Source organism: Marinicella marina (genome assembly GCF_030065545.1).
GTDB lineage: Bacteria > Pseudomonadota > Gammaproteobacteria > Xanthomonadales > Marinicellaceae > Marinicella > Marinicella marina.
The window spans coordinates 523711-542176 of sequence record NZ_JASJNC010000001.1; the positions used below are offsets into that span (position 1 = coordinate 523711).

Consider the following 18466-nt stretch of genomic DNA (forward strand, 5'->3'; position numbering starts at 1 on the left):
GCACTTAAAAGGGGCCGATGGGTCCCTTTTTTTATGTCCTTAGTCATCCAGTCTGCCGACCCCAGCCAAAGCCGCTTGCTGAGTCGACTGGCACAGCGTTCTAAGGCTCACTGGGGTTATTCAGCCGAGTTCATTCAAGCCTGCAAGCATGAGTTAACTTACACCGCACAGTCCATCAACAAGGAAATAACTTTTGTGGCTTGGTGCGATGGGGAGATACTGGGCTTCTATCAGTTGGTGGGCATGAATCCATTAAAGGGCGAGCTGGAAGCTTTGTTTATTGAGCCCCAACAGATTGGTTCAGGTGTGGGGAAAAGGTTGTTTACGCATGCCATGAATCAAGCTGGACAAGCCGGTTTTAAACAGGTACTGATTCAGTCGGATCCTTATGCGGAAATGTTTTATCTCAAAATGGGTTGCGTCAAAGTCGGTGAAAAACCCTCTTTGAGTATCCCGGGGCGGGTTTTACCACTACTGATTTTTACTGTTTAAGTATGTGATGGCGGCAAGCAAAAGGTCATCGAATTCTTTCCCTTCGGCTGCTTGTAATATGTCTGGCTTGGCGGCCTCTCTTGGGGCGCCATCCACTTGGAATAATTGTTCTGTGGGCATTTGCATACTGAACCACACGCCGTGTAATTGGAATTGGTCAACTGCGCCTAGAAGGCCGGCCATCTCTGTGCCTATCCAAGTGGCCCTGCCCATGCCTTGTAGTCCAATGGTGATGCCTTCAGCCATGCTGCCGGTCCATGGGTTGGCTAATACCACCACGGGTTGGTTGTAATGGGGGGCTCTCGGTGAAACGTATTCAACCCAAGATCGGGTGACGCCCTCAGCATCGCCACGTTGTTCTATAAATTGGTGTTTCTGATAGGCTCTGGGCTGGTCTATCAAACGACCCATAATCGCTCTGGCCATGTAGGAATCGCCACCACTGATGGTGTTGCGCAAGTCCAGAATCAAACCGTTGGTATCCTGCATTTCATTGAGCGCTTGATCAAAGGCTTCAATCAAGTCTGTGTTGCCCAGAGCATCATTGATGCGGATGACACCGATGTGTTCTCTTATTTCATGATCCAATAAAGACTGGTTGGTCTTTGCTGTCAGTTTATCCAGGTCTACTGTGTAATAGTTGTTGTCTAGAAGGGTCAGCTTTCGCGTCTCAGCGTATACACCTGCCAGCGCTTTGTTGATAATCCATGTTTGATTTTTACGATTGCTTTTATCCAGGCAATTGGTCGGAAATTCAGTGATGATTTGTTGTGGTATTTTCTGGTTCAGCGCCACAAATTGAGCGCCCACTTTGATGGTCTTGGCCTTGTCTATTTGACTTTTCCTGACATCATACACCACATAATCATCGCCGTCAGCTCTCACCACAACAGGTGCGTCCAGCCGATAAGAATGGTTGTTATTGGTGTTTAATATCATGTGATTATCAGCAAACTCCAACATCAAATGTTCAAACGCCAGTAAGATGCTTTTGGCATCATTTGCTTGTGAAGCGCGCTCAAGATAAGTCTGTTCCAGACATGTCCATTCTAGTTTGCTTTCTTTCAGGTAGGCATGGTTTTGCTTAATCAAAGCCAAAGCCTGATGCATGGCTGCTTGGTAGTGATGGTTGTTGCTGGCTGTCACATGATTCCAATTGAGCAGTGCAAGTACAAGCCAGAAAAGAAATCTATTCACCATCAATACTCCAGCGCATCAAATTCTTGAATATTTTTCAGCAGAATCAACGTGTTCTTTTCTAATTTTTGGCGATCATTAGAGTCGGCCAAGTGGCGCATAGAATCCGTGATGGCAATCCACCAACGCATGTGGTTGGCACTGAGTTGAGCTGCCACCGGCACCAAATCTCTTACCAAGCCAAGAGAATGGATACAGGTTTTTTTCAAGTAAACCATACTCTCTAAATCCAACTCTTGGCTTTCTATTTGATTGATGAATCTTTGAATGATCTTGGGGTCTTTTTCCAGAACCACTGAAGGCATGGGCTCGGCATGTTGATCGAGAAAGCCAATGTCTAAATAAGACAGGAAGCTGCGCAATGATCCGCGCAAAGACAACCAAAGCTCATTTTTGCGTTGCATTTCTCGGGATTTTTGAAAGTAGGACAGCAGGCCAATCCAAAAAAAACCTTCTAAACAAAAACCAATCAGTTCTGGCACCAAGTTATCGCGAAAAGCAAACGGTTCATTTTGATGCATGAAGTATTGAAACAGGAAAAATGCGGTCAGGCCAAATACTGCCATTGGCGCATACATCAAGTATTTATTCATCGGCCGCTCCATCATCGCTTTGCACGTAGGCTTTGACCACGTTGACGATTTTATTGGCCTCGGTCTGGGTTAGGTTCAATGGCAGGCCTTGTAAATAAACAATCAACCCTTCACGCAGTGGTATTGGGATGATGTCATCTTGGGTGCCGGCATGGTGTAAGGCAATGGACTCAAGGGCTTTTTGTTCCTCGCTGTCGCGCTTTTGCACCTGCTTGACCGGTGCTAGATTACTGCCAGTAGAGGTGAATGATTCAGGACATTGGAGGTAATTAAAATAATCATCAAGGGCTGATTTTAAGCGGGCATTGTAGAGGTTCATGGCTTCTTCACGTATCGATGAGTCTTCGATTTTATGAATCCGTGAACACAACTCATCCACATCCAAGACCCTCAAGTTGATGCGCTCTTCTGCTGTGACATGATCCAACAGTTTTTCAGCGGCTGTTTTGCGGCTTCTGGCAACACCAGGATTCATGATGCCTGATACTGCTGATTCCTTAAGAAAATTCAATAGACCGTCTTTGCTGTAATTTTGCTGGGTCATCTTCACACTGCCTTTTAAATTCTAGATTATAATCTTAACGAATCAGATGAGCAAAAGTAACAGACAACATCATGCACAAACACACACACAAACTATTGATATGCGTAATTTTTATTCAATTCACGGTAGCAGTCATGGCTGCTGATCGAGTCACTGGCTTTGATTTTGCCACCCGTTCACCCGTTCTGGCCACTGAAGCCATGGCCGCAACTTCACAGCCATTGGCGACCCAAGTGGCTTTGGATGTGATGCGAAAAGGCGGCAATGCCATTGATGCAGCGATTGCTGCCAATGCCATGTTGGGTTTGGTGGAACCGACTGGAAACGGCATCGGTGGTGATATATTTGCCATTGTTTGGGATGCCAAAAGCAAACAGCTTTACGGTTTGAATGGCTCTGGCCGCTCGCCCAAGTCATTGTCCTTACAATGGTTCAAAGACAATGGCTATGACAAAATCCCATCTCATGGTCCGTTACCAGTCTCCGTACCGGGTACCGTAGACGGCTGGTTCATGCTCCATGATAAGTTTGGCAAATTGCCAATGAAGGAGGTATTACAGCCGACCATCGATTATGCCAACAAGGGCTTTCCGGTCTCGCAGTTGATTGCCTATTACTGGAACCGTTCAGTACCTATCTTGAGCAAATGGCCAGGATTCACTGAACAGTTCACCACCGATGGACAAGCGCCTAAAGAAGGTGAAGTTTGGAAAAATCCACATTTAGCCAAAACCTTAAAAGCCATCGCTGCAGGTGGTCGTGAAGCTTTTTATGAAGGAGAGATGGCACGAACCATTGCTGATTACATGCAATCCAACGGTGGTTTTTTAAGTTATGAGGACCTGGCTTCCCACCGTGGTGAATGGATCGACCCAGTGAGCAGTAATTACCGTGGATACGATGTGTGGGAATTACCACCCAATGGTCAAGGCATTGCCGCTTTACAAATCTTGAACATCATGGAACAACATGACGTGGCTGCCATGGGCCATGACTCCCCAGAATATGTGCACCTGTTCACCGAAGCAAAAAAAGTGGTTTTCGAAGACCGTGCCAAGTACTATGCCGATCCGGCATACAACGAAATTCCAGTACAACAGCTGATCAGCAAAGACTATGCCAAAAAACGAGCTGCGCTGATTGACCTCAATCGTGCTGGAAGTCATTACCCTGCAGGCAACCCTGCTTTGGACCATGGTGATACCATATACCTCACCACAGCGGATAAAGACGGCAACATGGTGTCCTTGATTCAAAGTAATTATCGCGGTATGGGTTCAGGCATGACGCCACCGGGTTTGGGATTTATTTTGCAGGACCGTGGTGAAATGTTTTCTTTACAAGAAGGTCACTTCAATGTGTTTGAGGGTGGCAAGCGACCTTTCCACACAATCATTCCGGCATTTGTCACCAAAAATGAAAAACCATGGATGAGTTTTGGCTTGATGGGCGGTGCCATGCAGCCTCAGGGTCATGCGCAAATCATCATTAACATGATTGATTTTGGAATGGATGTACAAGCTGCTGGTGATGCCCCAAGAATTCACCACACGGGTTCATCTGAGCCGACGGATGAGGTGATGAATGACGGTGGCATACTGAATTTAGAAACCGGTTTTTCCTACAGCACCATCCGCGCATTGATGCGCAAAGGCCATAAGATTCAATTTGCCAACGGGCCTTACGGTGGATATCAAGCCATCATGCGGGCTGAAAACGGTGTTTACTGGGGCGCCTCTGAATCACGCAAAGACGGCCACGCCGCTGGTTATTGATTGGTACGTAAGCTGATAAATGCGAATGGCACATGTGTTAAATCATTCGACTTGTCTTTAATGGTGTGACCAAAAATACCGTAAAACAGCCGTTTTGGTTGGGTTGAAGCCAAACCAATCCGACAAAGTTAATGGTTAGTTGGGTGATAAAGGATTTTGATTAAGATGCTGAATATTAAAAATAACTATATATATCAGTTATATAGGGCGTTTATCTAAAATATTTATTAAAATATTTGATTTAAAACTTGCATTAAGAATATTCTGTATGTTATTGTTTTACTTATCAAATGTGCCCTATAACCGATTTCTCAAACATTCGGTTTATACCTCTTAATCCCAAGTCTTCTGATTTGGGATTTTTTTTAGAACTCATAACCAAAAGCATCCAAGTCAGCGGCAAAGTGTTGTTCGATGATTTGTTTGGCACGGTTATCATAAAATGTTTGATAGGACACCGGTTTAGTAGGTTTTAAATGCGGCAAATCAGCGCTCAGGCCAAATTTCTTTTTGATGGTTTGGAAGTCTTCTTGCAATGACTCAAAGTGGTAAACCGCATCAACCATAATTTGTCCTTGTTCATCGCACAACCAATCAGTTTGTGGCATGAACATGCGTGGCTGATCATAATAAAAAGGTTTTTTTTCACCATAGCTCAAGGCGACCCAGTCACTGAAGGACAGTGGTTTGTCTTTCAGCTGAGTTTGGTTGGTCTTGACGCGGTAACGGTAGTGTGAACACACTTTATCAAAGGGGTTGCGCACGAATGAGAAAGTAAACTTATCTTGCCATTTTTGCATACCCACCTCAGCTTGCTTTTCCTGTGCGGTGAGGTGTTCAAATGGTAAATTAAGGGCTTTTTCAACACTGCTGCCGGCGGTTTTATTGATGTGGATAAAAATAAAGTCCGGCTCGTCATACCACAGCGGTAATGTATGTGACTTGCGTTTCAGTTTCCGTCGGCCCTGTTTGAGCGTCCTGAGAGCACGTTTGGCCCAATTCATCGTGCCGTTTTTCTGATCAAATCGGCCATGAAGACGCTGTTTATCATCCACCTTTGAGTGCCATACCAAAAAGCCCGAAAATTAGGATTAAAGCCAAACTTGATGAGGCTGCCATTGCCACTTCTTTCGGCCACCACCAATGGTGCCTCCTGTAACTTTTCCAGCCAGTAGTCAGAGACAAATCCAGCCGCTTTGATCTCAGCCGATACTTGCAAGGGGATGTTATAAATCTCTTGGTCATTTTTTGCATCTGGTTTTGATAACACAGAACTGCCTTTCATCAGCACGTGCTGGGTGTTTAAATGTGTACCAAAGGCCAATGGATGAGTGAGGTCTGCATCCGCACTGATGATGGCGCCGCCCAGTACTTTTTGTGCCCGATCGGCCTCAAAATCACCATAGGCCTTGCGCTTGGCTGTTGCTTTTTCCTGTTCATCGCCTGAGGCTTTTTTTGACTCATCAGTGGCTGTTTTTTGTAGGTTGTTCTCTACCCACGTGGCGGCACTTTGAATCGCCACCAAATGCCCACCCTTTTTAACCCATGTATCGATCTTTTTGGTCATGCGCTCATCAAATGCCGACTTGTAATTACCACTGGGCATAATGATGTGAGTGTATTGATTCAGGTCAACTCGACTCAAATTTGATAAACGAACTTTAGTCAGTGGCAGGTAAACTTGGGTATCAAACAAGTGCCAGAGACTGCCTGCTTGATAGGCATCAATGCCCATACCGACTAGCATCATTACTTTAGGTGTTTTGAGTTTTTGCACCGCTGGAGAACCCAAATCAACGCCTTTATCGGCCATCGAAGTACTCAAGGCATACCATTTGACCGAAAAAGCGTCGGTGATGGTGCTTAACAGTGAAAACAGTTCGTCTTCATTGGCGTTATTGGCAATTGGCAGAATGAAACTACCGGCTGGTACTTTGACCCCATTTATATCCAATGATTTACCCGTGATGAAAATTTCTTTGTTTTGTTGGGTCAAGTACTGCAAGGCAGCTGGTGCATTGCCACTGTGCCAATCGAACACATAGGCTTTGGCATTTTTGTTATAACTGTTTTGTGGGCGGTATGAGGGTATTTCATTGTTGCTGCTGGGCCTTGAACTGACCTTGGTCCAATTCAGCCCCCACGCCATGCCCAAATTCCATGCCGAAACGTCATAAAAAGTGTTGTTTTCAAAAGTAGTATCGGTGTTGAATAAAGACTGTACCAAAGTGGTCTGGTCTTGATTTAATGGAATGTACAGCGCTTGGTTCTTTGAGTACTTGTGGCCATCAACCGTTTTATCTGCGGCTAAATTTTCGAACTCAATGCGGTGTTGTTGTAAGTAGTCTCTTAACTTTTTAGCGGTCAGTGGGTTGGCGCCGACATCGACTAAATAACCACTGTAAGAAAGTTTTTTGGCATTTTGTTTGGCTTGGGTAAAGAAATTCTTTTTGTAGTCAATAAAAGCTTGTCGATTGGCCTGTGCGCCGGCCAGAGTTGAACGTGCAGTCAGGAACTGGTTGCGAATGCCATTGGCCAATGTGGTTTGGCCGTTGCGGGTATCAATCACACCGCCCATGGCACGTGCTTGTTCAAATAAAATACCAACACTGCCTTGTAAGTCGGGATAAGTGGAACCCTTGCCTGGATAAAAATCATCAAATGATTCTTCGTTGTAATAACGTTGTCCCACAGCATCCAAAGCCTTGCCATGAAATTTGGCCAATTCATTGGTTAATTCAACGTTTTTAGCAGATATCAGCGGGTTTTTTCGGCTCGGTACACCGGGCTGGAAAAAGAAGGTGGCGGCTGAACCCATTTCATGGTGATCGGTGAGGATGTGTGGTTGCCATTGGTGGAATTGTTTGATTCTTGCTTTAGATTCGGTCTGGGTTAACAGCAACCAATCACGATTCAAATCAAACCAATAATGGTTGGTGCGACCGCTGGGCCATTGTTCCACATGTGACATGTCGTTGGCATCGGTTACGGTAGTCAATGAACGGTTGTTATTGACGTAAGTGGTGAATCGCGAAAGGCCATCAGGATTGAAACTGGGGTCAATCAATACCACGGTGTTTTCCATGGCGGCTTTGACCTCTGGGTTATTGGTCGCCAATAAGTACCAAGCGAATAAAACCGAAGCGTTTGAGCCACTTGATTCGTTGCCGTGAACACTGAAGCCATTGAGTATTTTCAACACATCCGGGTCGGCTTTCACCTGTTCTATATTTTCAATGTTGGCAGCCGAACTGATGGCCAGCATAACCAAGCGGCGGCCTTCATTACTGCGGCCATAATCTATCAATTGGGCATTCGGTCGTGATGTAGACAAGACGCTCAAATAGCTGATCAATTGGTCATGGCGCAGGTGTTTATCTCCCAGCTGTTGGCCCAAAATGGCCTCAGGAGATGGAACACTGGCATCATACATTTCGCCCTCAGGTAAATAAAACTCAAGCGGTTTCGCCACCAGTAACGGCGCCAGTATGAGCAGGGAAATTAAGGTAAGGGATTTTTTTATCATAAGTTTTCCATCAGTTCTTTTTTCTTGGATTGTATGGCAGAAATTCGCAGTTGTCTAATTTGCTGGCCCAATGCTTCGCCTTCATAACCGCGCTCAAACAGCGGTTTCTTGTCGACATGATAGGCCGCCTGAAAAAGTTGGCGGATGAAGTCAGCTTGTGGGTATTGTTGAAACTCTTCGCCCCAGCGCCCAGTGGCATCGGCCTCACAGGCCAAGACAAATTTTTCTAACAATTGTGGTTGGCGGTAGGCCTGTAGGCGCGTGAATAATTTTTCGATGCTGGCGGCTTTTAATTCCATGATGGTGTGTGCATGTAAATGCCAACGACACACCAAGAGTGCCAGTTTCTTGTAGTGATTGGGTACCTTTAAGCGTTCGCTGACGGCCTCAACCAAGGGCAAACCAGCAGCCTCGTGACCGCGGTGACTGGGCAACACGTCTTCGGGTGTGATGCCTTTGCCCAAATCATGTACCATCACCGCATAAGCCACATCATTGTCCAAGTCCTTGGCTTGATCAATGGCCAACATGGCATGCAAGCCAGTATCTATTTCAGGGTGCCAGCGTTTGGTTTGTGGGATGCCGAATAAGCAATCAATTTCTGGCAGCAGTTTGACCAATGCACCGCATTCACGCAAAGTCAGGAAGAATGCCGAAGGCTTGGCTTGGTTCAAGGAATTTTTGATTTCTTGCCAGACCCTTTCAGGCACCAAGTTTTCTATCTCACCGGCATCGACTAACTGCCGCATCAGTGCTTGAGTTTCGGAATGTATTTTGAAACCTAAATCGGCAAAACGGCTCATAAAACGAGCCACCCGCAACACCCGCACAGGGTCTTCCGCAAAAGCCGGCGAGACGTGTTTGAGTAAACCATTTTTGAGGTCCTCAACACCGCCGTAGGGATCAATCAACTTGCCTTGTTGGTCTTGCGCGATGGCGTTGATGGTGAGGTCGCGTCGCAGTAAGTCATCCTCTAATGTCACAGTGGTGTCAGTATTGAAGATGAAGCCGTGGTAACCAACACCTGATTTGCGCTCGGTTCTGGCCAAGGCATATTCATCTTTGGTTTCAGGGTGTAAAAACACTGGAAAATCTTTACCAATGGGTAAAAAGCCTTGTGCCGCCATAGCCTCAGGGGTTGCGCCGACTACCACGTAATCTCGGTCTTTGACTGTTAGGCCCAGTAATTGATCTCTGACCGCACCGCCTACCAAGTAGGTTGTTACTTGAGAGTCAAACTCAGTCATGGTGCACAAGTGGCATTGACTTGTTGTTGGCTGACCAATTTATTTGGCCAGGGTCTGGGTACGGTGCCATCGATGGGCATGGTGGGCATCCAATTTGAGATGCGCTTAGGTTGTTGGTTAATTAACCAGTCGTAGATGGTCACGTTGGAAAGGATTTTAGTGATGTAGCCTCTGGTTTCTTTGTAGGGAATGGTTTCAATCCAAATGTCGGGTGATTGAGAAAAGCCGGTGCTCCAATCAATTGACTTGCCCTCACCAGCATTGTACGCCGCTGCCACCAAGATGGGATGATTGAATTGTTTGTAGAGGTTTTTTTGGTATTGCACGCCCAGTTTGATGTTCAAAGCGGGCTGGTGTAATTCTCGGTTGTTGTTGAGGTTGAGGCCGAGTTGTTTAGCAATCGATTTGGCTGTCGGTGGAATCAGCTGCATCAAGCCATGGGCGTTGGCATGGGATACCGCATCTTTGGCCCAAGCACTTTCTTGTTTGATGATGGCCATGACCCACTGCGGCATCGGGTTGTTGCTGTTGGCTTCGTTTTTAATGATTTGTTCGTGGGCGATTGGATAACGCCAATCGTAATTGTGCCACAGGCCCAAGTCGGCCATGGTGGTGATGACTTTGGCATACCAGCCCTCATCCTTGACCAAGGCAGCCAAAGCAATTTTTTCATCCCGACCCAAGGCTTTGTACTGGGTGTTCCACTCACGTCTGGCAGCCGTCATCAAGCCCGCATGATGTAATTCAATGGCGCGAACGATGGCTGGTGGTGGGGTGAAATTGGCTAAATTCGGTGTCACCGGTTTTTTGCACATGTGGTAGGGTTTGCGTAGGTGATCGGCAGCCAAAAAGCCATAGTAATTGGTTTTCAAACTCAAAGCTTCGAAGATTTTTTTGGCCTCTTTTTGTTTACCGGTTTTAGCCAGGGCGCGGGCGGTCCAGTATTGCCAGCGATCTTGTGTCAATTGGCGCAATGACATTTGTTTCAGGGCATCTAGGACACTGTGCCATTGTCCTGCATTTAAGTAATAACGCACAATCCATGCCAAGATTTGATCATCCTTCATGTTGCTGGGTAATTGTTGCATGGCATTGATAGAAAAAGGTTCATAATCAGTGGCAGCAAACAACGCCATGGTTCGTTCAATTTGGTGACGGTGCTCTTCTTCTAGGGCATGTGATGCCTTGATGTTGGGCCACATTTGATACAAGCTTGCAGGCTGTTTCTTGGCCATGCGCATGCTGGTTTTGAAAATTAACCATGGCAATTCAGCTTCACTGGGCCATTGAAACGAACTTTCGATACCGGTTTTAGGATTGCGCATCAGTTCAATGGCATAATCAACCCAATGCGGGGCATTATTCAGTTGTGTCTTGAGGTGTTGTGCCAGTGAAATGTTGTTGCTTTCAAATGCCAGCTTGATTCGTTTTAGTAACAACTTATCATTTAAATGACCTTGTTGTTGCCACCATTTAAAAGCCGCATTACAACTGTCAGGTGCTGATAAGCCACTCATCCACATGGCCTGAATCAGCGCAGGCAATCCTTGGGTTTGTTGTTGGTTGATTCTGGCCCGTAAGTACCAACATTGTCGATTGCCTTGATCAAAGCCATTGTGGTAATTGAGGTAGGTTGACCACTGTTTTTGTCGGCCTAACTCATTCAATAAATGCCGTTTGAGCTGTTTATTCAGCGGGCTGTCTGGGTGTTTCTTTTTAAAATCTGCTATGGCTTGTTCTGGTAGCGTTTTTATTTGGCTCCTGATTAAGGCATAGTCCAAATAATGGTCGATGGGGTAATTGTTCAGTGCCGCGCGTTTTTGGGTCACTTCTTGTGTTTTGCCTTGTAATGCTTTGGCATACAAAGACCTGAACAGTTTTCGTTCAGCATCGCTGCCAGCCATGAGCGGTGATGAGACCCACAGCAAACACATTACGGTGGTAATAACCAAAGTCAATGAGTGACTGAGTTTGTGGCTCATAATTAACTGATTTCCTGTTCTAGTTGTTGTAAGAAGGACCGCATGTATTGGTCTCTTTGAGTGGCTTCCTGTCTTCCAGATTTGGTCTGAAAAGTATCTCTCAAGGTCAATAGCTTGGTATAAAAATGATCAATGATGGCGGCCTGATCGTCAGCTTTCCTATGATAACAAAAAGGGTCTTCATGAAATGTTAAAGGATTGCCAAATTGTGCGCCCACCAGCAATGTTCGGGCTATGCCAATGGCACCCAATGCATCCATTCGATCGGCATCTTGTACCACTTTAGCCTCCAAGGTTTCGCAAGCTATGTTGGCTGAGAAACTGTGGGCAATAATGGCATGGTGAATGGCTGGCCAGTCGGTGTGCGGGTATTGCCACTGTTGCAGTAACTCAATGGCTTCATCGGCTGCCATTTTCGATGCTTGGTTGCGCAATGGTGACGACTTTTCTACTTGCACACAATCATGCAGCCATGCCGCGGGTAGCACCACCCAGAGGTTGGCTGCTTCGGCGGCACAGAACTGTTTAGCAGATTTAACCACCCGTTTGATGTGAGCAATGTCATGACCCGCATCAGCTGCTTCAACTGTGGCAATGTGCGATTCAAACACAGCCTCCCAATGATTCAGTTGTTGATCTGTCATGGTTGTTAAAGTCATATCAATGGCTACCAAACACCTCGAATAAAGCTTTCAATAAAGCCCGTAATTCTAGACTGAACAAAGTGAAGCGGCTGTCTAATAACTGCCATTCTGACTCGATGGATTCATCATCCAGTTGGTCTAGCACGATGTCAGTGAATTTGATTTTCTTGATGCCCATGTCATGCGCCAATACCAACTCAACCCGGTCATGGTAGGCCAGTCCCAACTCAGTGACCAGGTAGCCGTTGTCAATGTGCTGTTTCATCTGGTCATCTAAATGTGCAATGTTTCTGCCTCTGACCACGCCTTTGGAGTCATCTAAAGTTTCCAGCACAATCTCGCTGTCCAATTCAAAGCCACCATCACCCTGTGCTTTGATTACCCACTGTGTCAGCACTTGAGCCATGGAAGAAGAGGGGCCAAATGCCGCAGCTTTGAACGAGCCCAATGTTTGTCGTAATTGGGATACCAAATCCTCGGCAGCATTCTGACTGGCACAATCGACCACCAGTAAATTCAGCTTGAGATCGATGTAAGCGCTGACGGTTTTGGGTTTGATGAAAGCTTGCGGCAACATCTCTAACATCAATTGTTGTTTCATGTCAGTTTGTTGTTTGCGTCCTGGTTTTTGTCCTGATTCAGCTTTGATCGAATCAAGTTGTTGGTTCAGTTGGTGGTTGACCACCGCAGCAGGTAACACTTTTTCTTCAACTCCTAAGGTAAATAACAAAGCATCACCGCTTTGTAAAACAAACAATTCACTGCCAGAGCCAAAGGGTGAAACCCAGCCTTTTGAAACCGCCTCCATTGGCGCACAAGACTTCAATGCATCATTTTTCAGCGCATCTGAGAGCTGTTCAGCATCCATTGAAAAAGCTTCGTTGAGTTGAAACAAACGGGCATTTTTAAACCACATAAATCATCCAAAATTAAAAACCTCCATTTTAGTCAATTCTGTGAACGAAGATTGACAAAATGTGAGAAATTGTGGAGGAAAAAATCTGCTTATGGTATTTTAATGTTGGGTACAAAAAAAATCATTGTACGTAGCAGGACAATAAATAATCAAGGTGATGGCATGTTTGGGTTTTTTAAAAAAAAGAAAAAAGCAGTAAAAAGGGTTGATAAGCGAAAAAGGCAACGGCGTTCAGGTCAGCAAAGACGAGAGGAATTTCGTTGGGAGGAAGATAACAAGCAAGACCGTCGGTCTCATGTTGACCGCAGAAAAGGTAATGACACGTGGGATGAAACCAATACCAAGTAGAACAAAAACAGCACAATAGCGCAAAAAACCAACGGCATTTACTGTATTTTGATTGGCCTTATGGTATTTTGGTTGGGTGTGAATCCATTGTTGGATGAATCATTAACAATGTAAAAAGGTATAAATATGTTTGAGACCAGAACCGCCTCACAAAGTGGCAACAAGAAAAAAATTCGCTACGAGCCGATTGAAAGAAGGCGCAAAAGCCGCCGCGATGCTTCATCTGATCGCCGCACTGAACCCAGAGATGATGGTTCCACAGACCGTCGACAAAAGCACGACAGACGCAAGTAGACCTGACTTTTAAATTTGTCAGGCTGTGGTTGTTTTAATCTCACAGTCGGTTAGCTCGCGCAAGTATTCTTCCAAGCTGATTAAATTGACACAAGGCAACACCCCAATCTGATAGTCGCCCGTCAGTATTTTATCGGCCATGACAATGGCTGGAACGGCAGGTATTTGTGGGCCGTGGTTGTTAAAAGCCTCAATAAACCAAGTCTTCTCTAACAGCTGATCACTTCCGTCTTCTGCCATAACATGCACATGCATGCCACCATCACAACTACCAAACCGATCGAACCACCGGCTCATTTTGAGCAGTCCTTGGGCATGTTTTTCAGGTTTAAGCGGTACCCCCAATCTGATTAACCAAGCCAACAAACCGATACACCTGTGCAGTGACTTACTTTCCATGCCTGCAGCGAAAGACAATTTTTTTATGTTGAAATAACCGGGTAATAAGTCCAAGTCTGGTGCTTCGCAATTACTCATCAACCGCTCCTTTACATTCGGATAAGTTTGTAGATAGGTATCCATCCAACCGTATTTTTTAGTTGGGTTGCCTTGCCATGAACGCATCGGTTTACCCAGATAGGAAAGTACCGCTTGGGTTGTAGCCAGCCCCCTGGGAGTGCGCTGACCGGGAGAAATGCCGATGTCGACCTGGTTAAAATGTTGGATTTTGAACTTGTTTTTTAGGTAAGTTAAAGCCGCAGAAGACAAAGCCGGAACGGTACTGGCAGCGGTGATGGCCGAGACCTGTTTGGATTGGGCCAAGGCATCCAATTCACTCATCTGATTAACGTAATCACGCGAATCAGCCAAATCGATACAGTGCGCCCCTGTTTTGATGATGGTTCTTGCAATGGTGGTGTCTTGACCTTGAAATGGGCCACAGGTATGTATCACTAAATCAGGTTTAAGTTTATTTAAATGCACTTTCAGCTGCTGACCGACATCAAAACAAGAGACCTTAACCCGCGCATTGATGTTGTGCGCCAAGATACTGAGCTTGAGGTTTTGAGCTTGGTGAAAATGACGACCATTGATGGTCACCAGATAACCCTTGTCACACAAAGCACGCACAATGCGACTGCCAAAGGTGCCATAACCTCCCAATACCAAGACGTGCTTGCTGTCAGTCGTGGTGTTCATGAAAAATTCCTGTTTGGTAAAAAGTCCTTTTCAACACAGGGTGATCCATGGTGATGCTGAAGCGAAAGTTCCCTTGTCCTAAATCTTGGTGTATGACGTGGGTTTTACCTGGGCTGAGCCAATGGGGCAGGGGCAGATACCAGCGCATAAATTTCCACACATAGCGGCTGCTTACAAAGTGTAGTTCGCCGCTTTTAGCAAACACATCCAAGAACATACCAAAACCACCACCGACCATTTCCATCATTTGGCCTTGATCATCTTTTTTCACCGAGGTTACACTGAATGGTTTTTTATTGGGAAAATAATAGGTGCGGCACCAATAAACCCCAGGGCGGTCCGGGCGGGTGGTCAAAACCACATCCATGGGGATGTTCTTGCCTTGGTATGGGCTCAATGGGTTACCAATGATTTTAGTCAAAAAAGCAAACAACCAACCCGCTTTTGAACAAGCCACCACTTCCATGTTGCCTTTGTAAACGATGGGCTTGTCAGCGGTGGGTAAGCGATTGAAACGACGTTGAACAGCGGGATGAAGCCGGTGCCAATTTTTACCCAAATGCCATTTGATGTGGTTGTTTCCTTGGTTTTGCTTGTGCACAGTCGTTGGCCTGCAAATCGATGGTTACTATTATACTACAGCACCCTGTTTGGTGGGCTGAATTTCACTTGCAAAACAAACGCTAACCACGCCTGAGGCTTGCTTGGAGACTTTCAACAACAAGACAAAACATATCATTTGGAACATAGGTTTCATCAAAGCAGTATAGGGTTTCATTTTAAAGCTAGCAATAGGCTGACATTCAAATGGCTGTAGCAAACTTTAATCACAAAAATTTCAAAAAAATTATAACCAAATTAATCTTAGCTGCGTTTAAGCTGACATGATGAACGAAATCGACCAGCAGATCGTACAGCGCGCCGCTCAAGGTGATAAACAAGCCTTTCGCTTGATTGTGTTGCATTATGCGACAGCTGTTAATCGATTGGCATACCGATATACGGCTGATGCCAGTTATGCAGAAGACATTGCACAAGAAACATTCATCAAGGCATTTCAAGCGATAAATCGCTACCAAGCCAACGCCAAGTTTTCAACCTGGTTGCTCAGAATAACCACCAACAGTGCCATTGACTATTTGCGTAAATCTAATCGGCTATTAGCAGATTCGTTGGATACAGAAGACCTGCAACAAGACATTCCAGACCACGGCATCAACACTGAAGATCACTTGGATTTGAACCAACGGCTGAGCCAAGCCATGTCTGATTTAAGTGATGTGGAAAGGTTGGCGGTGACCATGAAGCATCACCAAGGCTATTCGATTAATGAAACAGCTCAAGTATTGAACATTAAAAGTAATGCCTGTAAACAAACCATATTCCGCGCGGTACAAAAACTGCGTAAACAATTGACCACAGGGGCAAATGTATGAAACACATTGATGATGAAAAGCTATTGATGGTTTACTTAGGTGAAGCCAGTCAAGAAGAGACTGATGCTGTTTTGCAATCAAAACAAGCCTGTGAACAATTGGACCAACTGGAGGCTGATATGCAAGCCATAGAAAACGCATCTAATGCACACAACCAGAATCCATTGCCAGCTGATTATGGACAACAATTGTGGCACCAGATTGCCGACCAATTAGAAAGTCCTGCTGAAAATAAAGTGAGCTGGTGGCATAAACTTCAGAGCTACATGCTACAGCCACATTATTCCCTGGCCAGTTTTGTCTTGGTTGCAGGTTTGGTTATGGTGGCATTTTGGGCTGGTAGACAACAAGTGAATGGTGGCATTGATGGGCAACTACAAGAGCAGTTATTGGCCCAAAATATTCAGTTACACCTGACACAAAGCGAAATTTTTCTGACCCAAGTCAGTAATGGCAATGGCACCAGTACTATGCAATCAACAGCACAACGCTTGCTGACATCGAACCGCATTTTTAAACAAGCTTTGGCCAATTACGAGGGCCAGTTTACCCAACAAATTTTAAAGAATTTAGAACCGGTGTTGCTGGAATATGCCAACAACCCGGCCAACCAAATCCATGGCCAACAACCCGCTGCCAACTGGGTCAATAACTCAACCTCGAATGACCTGATGTTTCAAATCAAAACAATGAAGAAACAATTGGCAGAGAAAAACGACATTATTTAGGAGCAGAACCATGCGTGTATCAATAAAAAAAATTACCATGCTGATTTTATTATTCAGTACCCCAGCCATTTATGGCGCTGATAAAGAGGCCACAGAAGCTTATGAATTCGGTCATGCCGCCATGATGAGCAAAGACTGGAATGATGCCATTGGAGCCTTTGAACAAGCTGCCAAAGAACGCGAGCTGAAGGCGGCTGCAAAGTATTGGCAGGCTTATTCACACTATAAGATCAAACAAAAAGCCCAAGCCAAAAGGTTGCTTGAACGTCTGATCAAGAACCACCCTGAAAGTGACTGGGTTGATGATGCCCAAGTGCTGTTGTTTGAACATGGTGATGGCGGTGAAAACTCAAGTCACCAAGCAGCATTGGATGAAGAGTTGAAGCTGTTCACTTTACAACAAATCATGTTCAACAACCCAGCAAAAGCCTTGCCTAAAATCCAAGCCATGCTAAAAACTTCTGAGTCAATGCGCGTCAAACAAAACGCGATTCAGTTACTGGGCTTAAGTGACAGTGATGAGGTGGTTGATTATTTGTTCGGATTCGCCACGTCTGAAACCAACAGAAGTCTAAAGCAACAAGCCATCCAAATGCTCAGCTTAAGAGACAGTGATAAGAGTCGTGAAAAATTGAAAAAGCTCTATGAGAACTCGCAAGACAAAGAAATTAAATCAGCGATTATTCAAGGGTTTATTCACCATGATGACAATGATGAATTGATCTCGATGTTGAAACAAGAAACGGACCCTGAACTTAATCATTATTTGATTCAAATGTTGGGTATCAAAGGAGAATCAGCTGCACTGAAAAACCTCTATAAAAAGTCTATAGGAGACAGTAAGCGAGCCATCATGGAGGCATTGGCTTTATCAGGTGATGCCAGTTTTTTGTATGAGGTGATTGATAGTGAAACAGACCAAGAAATCAAAAACCAAGCGATCCATTCTTTGATCATGGTTGATGATGACAACATGGGTGATTACTTAGCAAAATTATATAAAAAAGCAAAGAATGAATCTGAAAAAGACGTCATCAGCAGTGTGTTCATAGCCACTGATGTAGATGCGGATGTGATAGTTGATATTCTGAAATCTGAGAGCAGCCAAGGTCGAAAAGCGCACCTGATAAATACCTTAATGGCGATGGATGAAGTCAAAGCGTTGCAGTCAGTTTATGTGGATGAGACAGATGGTGAAATTAAAAGTCAGATTATAAGACACTTGGGGATTATGGATGCCACTGATGTTTTGATGAACATGTACAAAGACGATCCATCTTTAGCGAATGACGATGCTTTTTTCGAAGCCTTTGGGATGTCATCTACTGAGTTGGATGAGGACTTTTTAATGGCCAGATTCAAAGAAGGCGACCACCAAGTTAAAGACGGCGTACTCAATGCCCTCATGATGCAAGATAATTCAGAAGTCATGGTGAAATTGCTGAAAACAGAAACAGACCATGAAATCAAAAAGAAAATCATTCAAATGATCGGCATGACCAACCCTGATGCATTGATTGATGCCATAGAAGATTGAAATAAACAATTCCCCCGAACACTGATTAATTATAAAACCATGCGCTCGTCAATTTTGACGAGCCTAC

The 18466-nt window shown here is 45.0% G+C and carries 18 protein-coding genes; 7 read left to right on the forward strand and 11 right to left on the reverse strand.

Annotation, left to right across the window (positions count from 1 at the left end; genetic code table 11):
* The first annotated feature begins 33 nt into the window (after window positions 1-33).
* The gene (locus QNI24_RS02370; protein WP_267175816.1) at window positions 34-492 is read left to right on the forward strand and encodes a GNAT family N-acetyltransferase; all 459 of its coding nucleotides are present in this window, start codon (window positions 34-36) and stop codon (window positions 490-492) included.
* Here QNI24_RS02370 and QNI24_RS02375 read toward each other — a convergent pair.
* From QNI24_RS02375 to QNI24_RS02385, 3 genes are read right to left on the reverse strand one after another with little or no spacing between them, the layout of a single operon-like run.
* Window positions 472-1692 carry a S41 family peptidase gene (locus tag QNI24_RS02375; RefSeq protein WP_267175817.1) on the reverse strand — a complete coding sequence of 407 codons (1221 nt, stop codon included), beginning with the start codon at window positions 1690-1692 and terminating at the stop codon, window positions 472-474. The genes QNI24_RS02370 and QNI24_RS02375 overlap by 21 nt on opposite strands.
* Window positions 1692-2282: a hypothetical protein gene (locus QNI24_RS02380; protein WP_267175818.1), complete on the reverse strand. Its 591-nt coding sequence runs from the start codon at window positions 2280-2282 to the stop codon at window positions 1692-1694. Before QNI24_RS02380 ends, QNI24_RS02375 begins: the two co-directional genes overlap by 1 nt.
* Window positions 2275-2826, reverse strand: a complete 552-nt coding sequence (locus QNI24_RS02385; protein ID WP_267175819.1) for a hypothetical protein — start codon at window positions 2824-2826, stop codon at window positions 2275-2277. Before QNI24_RS02385 ends, QNI24_RS02380 begins: the two co-directional genes overlap by 8 nt.
* Before the next feature lie 134 nt (window positions 2827-2960).
* Between QNI24_RS02385 and ggt the strand changes: the two genes are divergently transcribed.
* Window positions 2961-4601, forward strand: a complete 1641-nt coding sequence (gene ggt / locus QNI24_RS02390) for a gamma-glutamyltransferase (protein ID WP_267175820.1) — start codon at window positions 2961-2963, stop codon at window positions 4599-4601.
* Window positions 4602-4966: 365 nt separating this feature from the next.
* On the opposite strand, the gene QNI24_RS02395 is transcribed toward ggt, so the two are convergent.
* Genes QNI24_RS02395 through QNI24_RS02420 form a run of 6 tightly spaced genes read right to left on the reverse strand, consistent with a single transcriptional unit; the run spans window position 4967 to window position 12916 of the window.
* Window positions 4967-5605: a sulfotransferase family 2 domain-containing protein gene (locus QNI24_RS02395; RefSeq protein ID WP_267175821.1), complete on the reverse strand. Its 639-nt coding sequence runs from the start codon at window positions 5603-5605 to the stop codon at window positions 4967-4969.
* Window positions 5602-8127, reverse strand: coding sequence for a M14 family zinc carboxypeptidase (locus QNI24_RS02400; protein ID WP_267175822.1), 2526 nt, complete (start codon window positions 8125-8127; stop codon window positions 5602-5604). The genes QNI24_RS02395 and QNI24_RS02400 overlap by 4 nt, the downstream gene beginning before the upstream one ends.
* Window positions 8124-9374, reverse strand: coding sequence for a multifunctional CCA addition/repair protein (locus QNI24_RS02405; protein ID WP_267175823.1), 1251 nt, complete (start codon window positions 9372-9374; stop codon window positions 8124-8126). The genes QNI24_RS02400 and QNI24_RS02405 overlap by 4 nt, the downstream gene beginning before the upstream one ends.
* On the reverse strand, window positions 9371-11356 hold the full coding sequence (locus QNI24_RS02410; RefSeq protein ID WP_267175824.1) for a transglycosylase SLT domain-containing protein: 1986 nt from the start codon (window positions 11354-11356) through the stop codon (window positions 9371-9373). Before QNI24_RS02410 ends, QNI24_RS02405 begins: the two co-directional genes overlap by 4 nt.
* A gap of 2 nt (window positions 11357-11358) precedes the next feature.
* The gene (locus QNI24_RS02415; RefSeq protein WP_267175825.1) at window positions 11359-12015 is read right to left on the reverse strand and encodes an HD domain-containing protein; all 657 of its coding nucleotides are present in this window, start codon (window positions 12013-12015) and stop codon (window positions 11359-11361) included.
* Window position 12016: 1 nt separating this feature from the next.
* Window positions 12017-12916, reverse strand: coding sequence for a recombination-associated protein RdgC (locus QNI24_RS02420; RefSeq protein ID WP_267175826.1), 900 nt, complete (start codon window positions 12914-12916; stop codon window positions 12017-12019).
* A gap of 162 nt (window positions 12917-13078) precedes the next feature.
* On the opposite strand from QNI24_RS02420, the gene QNI24_RS02425 reads away from it, so the two are divergent.
* The gene (locus tag QNI24_RS02425; protein ID WP_267175827.1) at window positions 13079-13264 is read left to right on the forward strand and encodes a hypothetical protein; all 186 of its coding nucleotides are present in this window, start codon (window positions 13079-13081) and stop codon (window positions 13262-13264) included.
* A 126-nt stretch (window positions 13265-13390) separates the two neighbouring features.
* Window positions 13391-13558, forward strand: a complete 168-nt coding sequence (locus tag QNI24_RS02430; protein ID WP_267175828.1) for a hypothetical protein — start codon at window positions 13391-13393, stop codon at window positions 13556-13558.
* Window positions 13559-13576: 18 nt separating this feature from the next.
* Here QNI24_RS02430 and QNI24_RS02435 read toward each other — a convergent pair whose 3' ends face one another.
* Both QNI24_RS02435 and QNI24_RS02440 read right to left on the reverse strand, forming a co-directional pair.
* Window positions 13577-14698 carry a saccharopine dehydrogenase NADP-binding domain-containing protein gene (locus QNI24_RS02435; RefSeq protein WP_267175829.1) on the reverse strand — a complete coding sequence of 374 codons (1122 nt, stop codon included), beginning with the start codon at window positions 14696-14698 and terminating at the stop codon, window positions 13577-13579.
* The gene (locus tag QNI24_RS02440) at window positions 14682-15299 is read right to left on the reverse strand and encodes a DUF4166 domain-containing protein (protein WP_267175830.1); all 618 of its coding nucleotides are present in this window, start codon (window positions 15297-15299) and stop codon (window positions 14682-14684) included. Before QNI24_RS02440 ends, QNI24_RS02435 begins: the two co-directional genes overlap by 17 nt.
* A gap of 286 nt (window positions 15300-15585) precedes the next feature.
* Between QNI24_RS02440 and QNI24_RS02445 the strand changes: the two genes are divergently transcribed.
* From QNI24_RS02445 to QNI24_RS02455, 3 genes are read left to right on the forward strand one after another with little or no spacing between them, the layout of a single operon-like run.
* Window positions 15586-16134: an RNA polymerase sigma factor gene (locus tag QNI24_RS02445; RefSeq protein ID WP_283708471.1), complete on the forward strand. Its 549-nt coding sequence runs from the start codon at window positions 15586-15588 to the stop codon at window positions 16132-16134.
* On the forward strand, window positions 16131-16862 hold the full coding sequence (locus QNI24_RS02450) for a hypothetical protein (RefSeq protein WP_267175832.1): 732 nt from the start codon (window positions 16131-16133) through the stop codon (window positions 16860-16862). Before QNI24_RS02445 ends, QNI24_RS02450 begins: the two co-directional genes overlap by 4 nt.
* 10 nt (window positions 16863-16872) lie before the next feature.
* Window positions 16873-18399 (forward strand): HEAT repeat domain-containing protein, encoded by a 1527-nt coding sequence (locus QNI24_RS02455; RefSeq protein ID WP_267175833.1) that lies wholly within the window; start codon window positions 16873-16875, stop codon window positions 18397-18399.
* The last annotated feature ends 67 nt before the right edge of the window (window positions 18400-18466 follow it).

What these genes read in the sequence shown, in the direction of transcription:
- ggt (WP_267175820.1), top strand. Translation starts at nt 2,961, where the DNA reads ATGGCTGCTGATCGAGTCACTGGCTTTGATTTTGCCACCCGTTCACCC.
- QNI24_RS02410 (WP_267175824.1), bottom strand. Translation starts at nt 11,356, where the DNA reads ATGAGCCACAAACTCAGTCACTCATTGACTTTGGTTATTACCACCGTA.
- QNI24_RS02450 (WP_267175832.1), top strand. Translation starts at nt 16,131, where the DNA reads ATGAAACACATTGATGATGAAAAGCTATTGATGGTTTACTTAGGTGAA.
- QNI24_RS02420 (WP_267175826.1), bottom strand. Translation starts at nt 12,916, where the DNA reads ATGTGGTTTAAAAATGCCCGTTTGTTTCAACTCAACGAAGCTTTTTCA.
- QNI24_RS02395 (WP_267175821.1), bottom strand. Translation starts at nt 5,605, where the DNA reads ATGAATTGGGCCAAACGTGCTCTCAGGACGCTCAAACAGGGCCGACGG.
- QNI24_RS02380 (WP_267175818.1), bottom strand. Translation starts at nt 2,282, where the DNA reads ATGAATAAATACTTGATGTATGCGCCAATGGCAGTATTTGGCCTGACC.
- QNI24_RS02435 (WP_267175829.1), bottom strand. Translation starts at nt 14,698, where the DNA reads ATGAACACCACGACTGACAGCAAGCACGTCTTGGTATTGGGAGGTTAT.
- QNI24_RS02385 (WP_267175819.1), bottom strand. Translation starts at nt 2,826, where the DNA reads ATGACCCAGCAAAATTACAGCAAAGACGGTCTATTGAATTTTCTTAAG.
- QNI24_RS02430 (WP_267175828.1), top strand. Translation starts at nt 13,391, where the DNA reads ATGTTTGAGACCAGAACCGCCTCACAAAGTGGCAACAAGAAAAAAATT.
- QNI24_RS02415 (WP_267175825.1), bottom strand. Translation starts at nt 12,015, where the DNA reads ATGACTTTAACAACCATGACAGATCAACAACTGAATCATTGGGAGGCT.
- QNI24_RS02370 (WP_267175816.1), top strand. Translation starts at nt 34, where the DNA reads ATGTCCTTAGTCATCCAGTCTGCCGACCCCAGCCAAAGCCGCTTGCTG.
- QNI24_RS02405 (WP_267175823.1), bottom strand. Translation starts at nt 9,374, where the DNA reads ATGACTGAGTTTGACTCTCAAGTAACAACCTACTTGGTAGGCGGTGCG.
- QNI24_RS02375 (WP_267175817.1), bottom strand. Translation starts at nt 1,692, where the DNA reads ATGGTGAATAGATTTCTTTTCTGGCTTGTACTTGCACTGCTCAATTGG.
- QNI24_RS02455 (WP_267175833.1), top strand. Translation starts at nt 16,873, where the DNA reads ATGCGTGTATCAATAAAAAAAATTACCATGCTGATTTTATTATTCAGT.
- QNI24_RS02400 (WP_267175822.1), bottom strand. Translation starts at nt 8,127, where the DNA reads ATGATAAAAAAATCCCTTACCTTAATTTCCCTGCTCATACTGGCGCCG.
- QNI24_RS02445 (WP_283708471.1), top strand. Translation starts at nt 15,586, where the DNA reads ATGAACGAAATCGACCAGCAGATCGTACAGCGCGCCGCTCAAGGTGAT.
- QNI24_RS02425 (WP_267175827.1), top strand. Translation starts at nt 13,079, where the DNA reads ATGTTTGGGTTTTTTAAAAAAAAGAAAAAAGCAGTAAAAAGGGTTGAT.